Annotated in this window: 10 protein-coding genes and 1 tRNA gene; 5 read left to right on the top strand and 6 right to left on the bottom strand. The window is 69.7% G+C overall.

Going from position 1 to position 9,094, the window contains the following annotated elements:
* Positions 1-13: 13 nt before the first annotated feature.
* Complete coding sequence (locus tag AC08OX_RS10360; RefSeq protein ID WP_476607613.1) at positions 14-586, bottom strand: bacterial proteasome activator family protein; 573 nt, start codon at positions 584-586, stop codon at positions 14-16.
* 81 nt (positions 587-667) lie between these two features.
* Positions 668-1,660, bottom strand: a complete 993-nt coding sequence (locus AC08OX_RS10355; protein WP_476607612.1) for an NAD(P)H-quinone oxidoreductase — start codon at positions 1,658-1,660, stop codon at positions 668-670.
* A gap of 938 nt (positions 1,661-2,598) precedes the next feature.
* Between AC08OX_RS10355 and AC08OX_RS10350 the strand changes: the two genes are divergently transcribed.
* The 4 genes from AC08OX_RS10350 (at position 2,599) to AC08OX_RS10335 (ending at position 6,204) form a co-directional block, all read left to right on the top strand.
* Complete coding sequence (locus AC08OX_RS10350) at positions 2,599-3,372, top strand: SigE family RNA polymerase sigma factor (RefSeq protein ID WP_476607611.1); 774 nt, start codon at positions 2,599-2,601, stop codon at positions 3,370-3,372.
* Between the two features lie 658 nt (positions 3,373-4,030).
* On the top strand, positions 4,031-4,963 hold the full coding sequence (locus AC08OX_RS10345) for a hypothetical protein (RefSeq protein ID WP_476607610.1): 933 nt from the start codon (positions 4,031-4,033) through the stop codon (positions 4,961-4,963).
* Positions 4,964-5,278: 315 nt separating this feature from the next.
* Positions 5,279-5,782: a hypothetical protein gene (locus tag AC08OX_RS10340; RefSeq protein WP_476607609.1), complete on the top strand. Its 504-nt coding sequence runs from the start codon at positions 5,279-5,281 to the stop codon at positions 5,780-5,782.
* Positions 5,782-6,204, top strand: coding sequence for a DUF3817 domain-containing protein (locus AC08OX_RS10335; RefSeq protein ID WP_476607608.1), 423 nt, complete (start codon positions 5,782-5,784; stop codon positions 6,202-6,204). Before AC08OX_RS10340 ends, AC08OX_RS10335 begins: the two co-directional genes overlap by 1 nt.
* Before the next feature lie 52 nt (positions 6,205-6,256).
* Here the strand turns inward: AC08OX_RS10335 and AC08OX_RS10330 are convergent, their stop codons facing one another.
* Positions 6,257-6,847 (bottom strand): hypothetical protein, encoded by a 591-nt coding sequence (locus AC08OX_RS10330; RefSeq protein ID WP_476607607.1) that lies wholly within the window; start codon positions 6,845-6,847, stop codon positions 6,257-6,259.
* 341 nt (positions 6,848-7,188) lie between these two features.
* Complete coding sequence (locus AC08OX_RS10325) at positions 7,189-7,392, bottom strand: FDXHR family putative zinc-binding protein (RefSeq protein WP_476607615.1); 204 nt, start codon at positions 7,390-7,392, stop codon at positions 7,189-7,191.
* 414 nt (positions 7,393-7,806) lie between these two features.
* Here AC08OX_RS10325 and AC08OX_RS10320 point away from each other — a divergent pair, with 414 nt between their 5' ends.
* The gene (locus AC08OX_RS10320; RefSeq protein ID WP_476607606.1) at positions 7,807-7,953 is read left to right on the top strand and encodes a hypothetical protein; all 147 of its coding nucleotides are present in this window, start codon (positions 7,807-7,809) and stop codon (positions 7,951-7,953) included.
* A 566-nt stretch (positions 7,954-8,519) separates the two neighbouring features.
* Here the strand turns inward: AC08OX_RS10320 and AC08OX_RS10315 are convergent.
* Positions 8,520-8,608: transfer RNA gene (locus AC08OX_RS10315), tRNA-Ser, on the bottom strand.
* A gap of 105 nt (positions 8,609-8,713) precedes the next feature.
* Positions 8,714-8,962: a hypothetical protein gene (locus AC08OX_RS10310; protein WP_476607605.1), complete on the bottom strand. Its 249-nt coding sequence runs from the start codon at positions 8,960-8,962 to the stop codon at positions 8,714-8,716.
* Between the last annotated feature and the right edge of the window lie 132 nt (positions 8,963-9,094).

The raw sequence follows: 9,094 nt of genomic DNA, 5'->3' as shown, positions 1-9,094 counted from the left end.
AAAAACGGGTCAGTCAGAGGTAGGCCCCGCGGCCGAACGTCTCGCTGCCGGGCTGCTGCCCGCTCGGCAGGGCCCGTCGGCGCATCTCCTCGAGCTGAGCCTTGGCGGCCATCTGTTGGGCGAACAGCGCGGTCTGCAGGCCGTGGAACAGACCCTCGAGCCAGCCGACCAGTTGTGCCTGGGCGATGCGCAGCTCGGCGTCCGACGGCGTGCGCTCCTCGTCGAACGGCAGCGACAGCCGATCGAGTTCCGAGCGCAGGTCCGGGGCAAGCCCGTCGGAGAGCTCCTGGATGGAACTGCGGTGGATCTCGCGCAGCCAGACTCGGCTCGCGTCGTCCAGCGGGGCGGCGCGGACCTCCTCGAGCAGTTGTTTGATCATGGTACCGATGCGCATCACCTTGTCGGGCTGGGAGACCAGCGCTGCGATGGGGTTGCCGCCGTCCGACTCCTCCGCGGCCTGCGGCGCCTGGCCACCGTCCGGGGCCAGCGGCCGCACCGGCCGGTCGGGTACCCCCGAGTCCGCGGTCTCGTGCAGCGCGCCGTCAGGCCCGACGACCACGACGCGGGCTTCCGGTTGATCCGTCATGCCCCCTATCCTGCCCCGTGATCCGCCTCCCACAGCACTGGCTTCGCCTCCACGGTCACGCCGGGTGTCACCCATCGAGGATCATTCCGGGATCGTGAGTACCACCTTTCCGACATGTCCGAAATCAGCCACATGCTGGTGCGCCCGCGCGACCTCGGTGATCGACAGCACCCGATCGATGACCGGCCGGATCGCCCCCGCCTCGATCGCCGGCCAGAAGTCGCCGCGGACACCGGTCACGATGTCGGCCTTCTCCTCGACCGGCCGCCCGCGCAGTGACGCGGCGTGGACCGCCGCCCGCTTGGTGAGCAGGGCGCCGAGGTTGAGCTCCCCTTTCACCCCGCCCTGCAGGCCGATGACGACCAGACGGCCTCCCACGGCCAGCACGGCGACGTTGCGGGCGAGATACGCCGCACCCATGTTGTCGAGGATGACGTCCGCCCCATGGCCGTCGGTGGCCTCGCGGATCCTGGCGACGAAGTCGTCGTCACGGTAGGAGACCGCGATGTGGGCGCCGAGCTCCCGCACCCTGGCCAGTTTGGCCGCGGTCCCGGCGGTGGTCGCGACCAGCGCGTTCGGACGCAGCGCGCGGACCGCCTGGATCGCGAAGGTCCCGATGCCGGACGCCCCGCCGTGCACGAGGAAGACCTCGCAGTCACGCAGACCGGCGATGCCGAACACCGTGGAGTACACCGTGCAGGCGACCTCGGGCAGAGCGGCCGCCGTGATGAGGTCGACCCCGGCCGGAACCGGCAGCACCTGGCCGACCGGCACGTTCACCCGACTCGCGTAGCCGCCCCCGCTGAGCAGCGCGCACACCTCGGCCCCGACCTCAACCCGGTCCACGCCGGCGCCGAGAACCGCCACCCGCCCGGAGCACTCCATCCCGATGATCTCAGAGGCACCGGGCGGCGGCGGGTAGAAACCCTGCCGCTGGAGCAGGTCCGCGCGGTTCACCGCCGTCGCGACCACCTCCAGGGTAACCTCGCCCGGCCCCGGGGCAGGAGGGTCCGCCACCGTCGACCACGTCATGACCTCGGGCCCACCGGGCGCTTTCACCGTCACAGCATGCATCCGTCACACGCTACGGCTCCTCGGCACGCGATGCCGCGGCATCATCCGGCGTGCGGGCATGTTCATGCTGCGGCCGTACGGATGTTCCGGTGGGGTGGACGGACGCCGGCTCGGGCCTCAGACCGGCTCGGGCTCCGGTTGGGGTGCGCCGGGAGCCGGCTCGGTGTACGGGGAGGGCTCGTGCGGAGCCGGCGGCAGGTCAGGAGCGTCGGGCAGGAGCGGGCCGGGATCATCCGGGATCGGGGTGTCCGGATCGAGCGGGGGCGGGGGACTCGGGCGATGGGGACGGACAGCCTCGGGCATCACGACAGACGGGGCAACCAGACCAGACAGGGCAACCAGGCCAGACCGGGTAAACAAACCAGACCGGGCGGACGGGGCAGCCGGACCAGACAGGGCAGACATAGATTTCGCCGTACCCGGCGGGCGTCGCGGCGGAAACATCGTCCTAGCATCCCATGTCGGCGGCTCGTCCCTCGCCGCGGCCTGGTCGCCGGTCACCCCGCTGGACCGGCGTCGCGCATCCGTGCGCCGCCCCGTCATCGCGGCTGTCTCGTCCGGATCTCGGTTCATCGGCTCGCATCCCCGACCCTATGCCGTCAAGTCCTATGCCCCTATGTCCTATAATATGACTGCCTCGGCCGGTCCGAGACGGATTTGCCCCCGTGGCCGATGTCAACGCGCGCCAGGACCATCACCATGTGTGGCCAGCCCGACATCATCGGACCGAGGGTAAAGCCACTGCTTCGAGCGTATTAACAGTGACCGCCCCACTCGGCATCCAGGTACCACGACGCATACCCGATCGAGTCGCTACCGTCATATGCATATCGCCCTGAACTCATGGTTCTCTGCAACCAGTGACAGACGACCACAGCATCGGCTGTCCGGCCGGCGCCGCGGACGCGCCGGCCTCGACGGGCCCGGGGAGCGTGCCAGTGGAAGCGGTCGCGGCCGACGACGAGCCCGAACATCCCCATACCCAGGCGGAGTTTCATGCCTTCTTCGAGAGACATCACCGCGAGCTGAGCCGGTTTGCGTATCTCCTGACCGGCGATCACGACGTCGCGGACGACATCACCGCGGACGCTCTGACGGCCGCCTGGTCCGCCTGGGACCGGGTCCGCTCCGCGGACTTTCCGCTGGCGTATGTCCGGCGGATCGTCGCCAACCTGGCGGCCGACCGGGTCCGGAAGGTCGTCCGCGAGCGACGCGGGCTGCTCTTCCTTGGTCAGCGAGCCGACCAGTCGGCGCGGATACCCGATCTCCCCGCGGTCATGGATCTGCGCTCCGCGCTGATGACACTGCCGCCGGGCAAACGTGCCTGTGTCGTGCTCCGCTACGCCTTCGACCTGTCGGAGATCGAGACGGCTCGCACGCTGGGTATCTCTGTCCGCACGGTGAAGAGCCAGACCGCCAAGGGAGTCGCCGAACTGGAGCGGATTCTCCAGAACACCGAGCTGCCGCCGGCCGGTGCCGCGGAGGTGCCGAGGCCACAGGTAGCGTCCGGTCGGCCGGGCACATCACGCGGCGCCACATCCCGATCGGGCAGTTCCCGGATGAATGGCTCCCGGTCGGGCTCGGGTCGCCTGGGACGGCAGCGGGGCAGTGGTCAGTCCGGCAAACCGGCGGGTCCGAGCCCGTCGGCGTTCGCCCGCCTCGGCCGCGTCAAGCTATGGCCCTGGTGGCAGCAGCGAGTCGGCGAGGCATAGATGACGCAGAAGGCGCCCGGGGTTCCAGGAGCCCGATCATGATGCGCAGGGTGGCGCGGCAGCGCGGCGCGGCGAGCCTCCGGCCGATTGCCGTCCCTCCGCTCCGGAGACGGGTGACCGCGTGATCAGCGACCACGGAACAGGCGACCGCGAAACCAGCAGCCCGAGCGCGGATGGTCGAGGGTCAGCCGATCGCGTCGGCGAGTTCCGCGGCGGCGACGGTCATGGCGGCGACCTGGGGGAGCTTCCGTTCCCCGACCGACTCCGCGGCATGCTGAGCGCCGAGATGGGTCGGCACCACCCCGACTCCGATCGCATCCGCGGACGTGTCGCGGCGGCGGTCGATGCTCCCCTGAGCAGCACGATCATCCGCCCCCTCGGCCCGATCGGACCTGTCGGCGCGAACAGTCCACTCAGCGCGAACAGCCCACTCAGACCGCTTGGTTCGATCGGCTCCGGCACCCGGACCGGGGATGGGCGGATCATCACCAGGCAGCACCGCCTGGGCCGTACCATCGCGAAGACCCCATCGAGCCGACGGCGCCGATCCAGCCGGTCTACCAGCCCCGACCGGCTCCCCCGGTCCCACCACTGGCCCCGTTCCCGGCGGCGCTCGGTCGCCCGACGCGGCACGATCGCGGGAGCGCTACTCGCCATCATGAGCATCACGGCCCTGACGGCCCTGGCCCTGCTGGGGCCGTCGGGACCGAACTCCCCGGCTCCGCCCACGACGACCGTCACGGCAAAGCCGCGGCCGTCCGCCACGCTGGTCACGACGTCTCCGGTCGTGCGGACGCCGGTCACGTCGCCCCAGGCCACTGCGGCGGTTCCACCGGAACCGGCCAGGTCGAGCCCCGCCGGAACATCCGGGGTCAGCGCCGCCGTCCCGGACGCGACGAGCGATGCGAGCGCCGCACGGAGGTCCACCGGCCCGGACCCGGCGGACCCGGGGTCCGCGAGCGGTGGCGGCGGCACACCGTCACCGTCCGCGGGACCGTCCACAGGACCGTCCGCGAACCATGGTGACAGCAGATCCTCCCTGCCCGGCGGAACGTTCGCGGGCATCGGCGGCGAGATCTACACCAGCACCGTCGCCCCCTTCCCCAGTGGATCACGGGTACGGCTTCCGGGGCCCGGCACTCTCGACTGGGTGCTGTTCGGGGGCTCGTGGGACGGTGTGCAGAACCGGGCCGCCATCGTGATGCCGCTGATCGACACCGGCACCCTGCTGGGCACGTCCGTGCCGTCATCCTCCGGATTCGACTGGACGGAGGGCACACCGGTCGCGACCGGTGTGGATGACACCGACCGGCTGTCCCTGCAGGGCTCGGCCCGGCTGACGGTCTTCGTCTCGCAGTCTCCGCTCACCCTGGACGTCCTCCTCGGATCCGGTTCCGGGCGGGTGCAGATCATCGTCACCTCCATCGGCGGCACGCAGACCTTCACCCAGACCCTGCCTTCACCGATCGCCGACGGCTCGGCCGATGGAGTGGTGAGCATCGGGCTGCCGGCCGGAATCGGCACGACGTCGGTCACCATCTCCAGCGGGGGCACATCGGGTTGGACGCTGGCGGCCGCAGTCCTGCGCTGACGGCGCGGGTCTACGCCGGTTCCGGGGTCTGCACTTGACCATGCGGAACCACAGGCAACCATGCGGAAGAAAAATCTTCACAACGACGGCAACCAGTCAACCTCCGTCGGACGACTGACAGATGAACGCCATACCGGCCCCCCGCGCCAGGAGGTCCGGCGGTGTTTCGGCCCGTTCGCTCCCCGGCTAACCCCCCCAGCCCGGCGGACGGGTCGCCAAGCGGCCGTCGACGGCGGCACGCGGGCTGGCCGGCCCGGCCAAGGTCGGCCAGCCCCTCGCGACCTCTCCCACGCCACCCGGCGCCCCGGTCCGAGTGTGAGCCCGGTCGCGGGAAGGTGCCACGCGCCCTACGCCGACCGGCCGGGGAGGGGTAGCGTCAACCTCGTGCGTCGGCTGCTGTTGTCACCCTCGTGGATCGCGCGTCATCTCCTCGCGCTCCTCTTGATCGCATTCTTCATCCGCATGGGCATCTGGCAGCTGACGAAGGGCGAATCCCCGCAGGGATCGCTGCAAAACCTCTTCTACGGGGTCGAGTGGCCTGTCTTCGCCGCCTTCGTCGTGTACTGGTGGGTGAAGATGATGAAGGAGGATCTGGCACCCAAGGACACCACCGGGCCGCGGTGGGGTGCCCACGGCCGGATCGCCCCCGAGGCGCCCTGGCGACCGGATCTCGACAGGGGCCCCAAAATGCTGACGACCGGCGCCGCCGAGCAGTCCGCCGAGGACGACGAACTCGACGCCTACAACCGCTATCTCGCCTCACTGTACGAGCGTGACGCCCTTCGGGACGCCCTCAAGCACATCAACGGAGCCCGCTGATGACGGCATTGCCCGACCCCACCCGTACGGCCACCACAGGACGTGCCTCCACGACAGCGATTCGCGCATCCCTGCTGCGGTACCGGGCCATCGCCTACATCGTCGGCGTAGGGCTGATCGTGCTGGTGTGCATCGGCATGCCGGTGAAGTACATCGGCGGCAGCGACACGATCGTCGCGGCCGTCGGCCCGATCCACGGTGTGCTGTACATGGTGTACCTTGCCGCTTCCTTCGATCTGGCGAACCGTTGCCGGCTGTCCTCGACCCGGACAATCCTGATCATGCTTGCCGGCACCATCCCGTTCCTGTCGTTCTTCGCCGAGCGGCGGGTCACGTTCCTTGTGCGGAAGAGCCAGCTGTCCGCAGCCGCGGCTCCGGCCGGCCCGGCCACCGGACCCGCCAAGTCCGTGAAGCCCGCGTAGTCCACGCAGTCCACGCAGTCCACGCAGAGCGCCGGCGCCGGGAGACGTCGCCTCAGGACACGTCCGAGTCGACTCCGGCCAGGCGGAGCGCAGCCGGTGCGGGTCGGCGGAGACGGGCGGGCACGGCAATCGTCAGGACCTCACCGGCGGTGAGCCGCCGGAGCCGGGCCAACCGGGAGGGCGGAGCGAGTATCTCCGCGGACAGCACCTGGTCAGCCTCGGTACCGAAGGCAAACAGGCGCCCGTCCGACCAGGTGATCAGTTCGTCGGCCGTACTGGCGGGTCGCACGAGGACCAGCTGGGCGCGCCGCGGGTCCCAGACGATCGTCACCGTCCGCGTGGTGGACCGGAGCAACGCCCACTTGCCGCCGCTGCGGTAGGCGGCCGCCAGTATCCGGGCCGTCTCGTTTCCCTCGGGACGGCGAGGTGGACGATCCGCGATCACCACGAGCCCCGCGTCGTCGACCGCGATCGGCGGAGCCGGGTCCGCCCGCAGGTCCGCGGCGGTCACCGCCCCGAATGCTCCGTCGAGGTGGACACCGCGTGCGGCGGGCAGCCCAAACGACGATGAGGCCAGCATGGCGGTCAGGGACGCCCGCCGGACCTCCGCCCCGTCCAGCCGGACCAATCCGCAGACCGTCATCCGTTCCTCCATCCTCAGCCCGCAATCCTCGATCCGCGATCCGATGACGCACGGCGCGGACGGACTCCCGGCCGGATGATCGACACGGTGCGGCGGCGTTCACGGGTACTCCAGCGCCGGAACGTAGCAGTTTCTCGCCCGCCTCACCGGTCCGTTGCACGGAATCGCCGAGTGGTTCCGACCTTCGGTGCCGGGTCTCACCGTCATGATCCGGGCTCGGCCGGGACGGCGGCTCGAAAACACCTCGGCCGCCTACCGGCCGCCGATCGCCCGTGACCGAGACGTCCGGCGGAAACCGGCCGCATGCGGAGGAAGACCGCGGTCACGGGGGGAGGACGGACTTAGGCCACGTTGGCGCCCGACGGCTCACGCTCCCGCTTGACCCGACGAGTCGCGATCACCGGATGAGCCGGGCAATCGACCAGATGCTCATCGAAGCCCTGCACCGTCGGCCAGGACTGGTGGCAGGACCCGCAATGGGTCGTGGCCGGATCGGTCCACCGCTCTTCGCAGCCGGCACAACTGGCCGTGACCGGGATATGCACTGTCTTGTCGGGCTGCCGGCGACGAGAGACCTGGATCGGCAACGCCTGCTGGATGGCTTGTTCATCTGGGGAACGGAGTGTGACGGAAACCGCGCGTGGACGCCGAGGTGGGGTGATGGCGGCCGGGATCGCGCGAGGGGATGTCGACCGACGGGGAGGCACCCGGCCATCCTGTCGCAGACCTGCACAAGCGTCACGCAACCGGCTGTCGAGTGTTCAGGGTGATTGTCCTGCGGCAACGCTTCCGGAGCTCGCGAACCAGAGCGCTCCGCCCGGACGGGTCGTCATCGGCGAAGGCCGACCACCGGCGGGAACCCGCGCCGGAAACAACCGTGCCGGGCCGAGCGGCACCTGGAACATCGCCGGGCAGGCAAAAAATAACTACTGACACACAGTAATATCACTAGACTGGCTATGGTCGAACGCAGGACGGACGCCATCGCCAGGGCTGGCGGCGAGGGGATCCAGGGCGTGAGTGCCGGCGCACTGCTGCGAGGGTGGCGGGAGCGACGCCGGATCAGCCAGCTCGGACTGGCGTTGCGAGCCGACAGTTCCGCCTGACGCATCAGTTTCATCGAGACCGGCCGCTCCATTCCGAGTCGCCCGATGGTGCTGCGCGGGCCACGTGCCCGTCGGTGCGGAACCGGATGAGCAGTTCCTGCCTGTCGCCGAGGCCGATGGTGCAGGATCCGTACATCGGATCGGAGTCGACCAGGCCCAGTCCCGCGAAGCAGGCCCAGTCCCGCTCAGAAGGGTTCGGCCTGCGGGCGACTGCGGCCCCCGCGCGACGAGCTTCTCCTGGAGAGATTCCCGCTCCTACACGCCTACCCACAAAGTGCGCTTCGTGAGGCGGCTGAAGCGTGGAGGGTCAGTCACGGTTCACGGTCTCCACACCGTCGCTCACCCTCCACATTTCCCGCCGAGCCCGCATCCGCCGGGCCCGCTCGACAGCCATCACAGGGACGCTATATGTCCACCTGCTGCACTCAGCGAGGCAGAAGGCAGCGGGGACGGTGGCTGCGATCCCCGGTCACGTCCCAGCGTGCCCATTTCGTGCCCACAAGGATCTTCAGGTGTTCCAGGCTGATCGTGGCCAGCTGTCTCCGGCGACAAAAAGCCTGGTAAAGCGGAGGGCGTGGGATTCGAACCCACGACGAGGATCACTCCCCGTAGCGGTTTTCAAGACCGCCGCCATCGGCCACTAGGCGAGCCCTCCTGAGGTGTATTTTTAATCCTATCGTAACATTTCTCCTCCGGCCCGATACAGACACGGTACAGAAACGCCGAAGGGCGCCCGGTAGGCGCCCTCACGCCTCCCATTCTAGCCGTCTGCCCGCCGCGCCGCAGCCAGCCGACGCACCGCCTCCTGCTCCCCGCCGTCGAGCAACCGCGCGTACGTCCGCCAGATCACGGCAGGGCTGTTACCCGCCCACTCCGCAGCCTGCTGCACGCTGACCCCGTCCATCAGCCAGCCCGAGATGCAGCTATGCCGAAGATCGTACGGCGTCCTGCCCAGCGGTGATGCGACCTGCGCGGGCGTGAGGACCGCCTCCCGAGCCCGCCTCCACACCGACGTTTGACCTCCTCTCCGCCTTGAAGGGCGGAGATTCCCGCCTGCTATGCCCCGGTGGGCGTGAGCTTCGGGTGGGTTCCCGCTTCGCCGCGCGGTGCCGGCACGGATCCCGGTCTTACCTGCGCTCCG

The sequence above is a fragment of the Frankia sp. CoBUL1 genome (genome assembly GCF_978021245.1).
The sequence above is the reverse complement of the archived record's forward strand: the minus strand, read 5'-3'. Positions and strand labels throughout refer to the sequence as shown.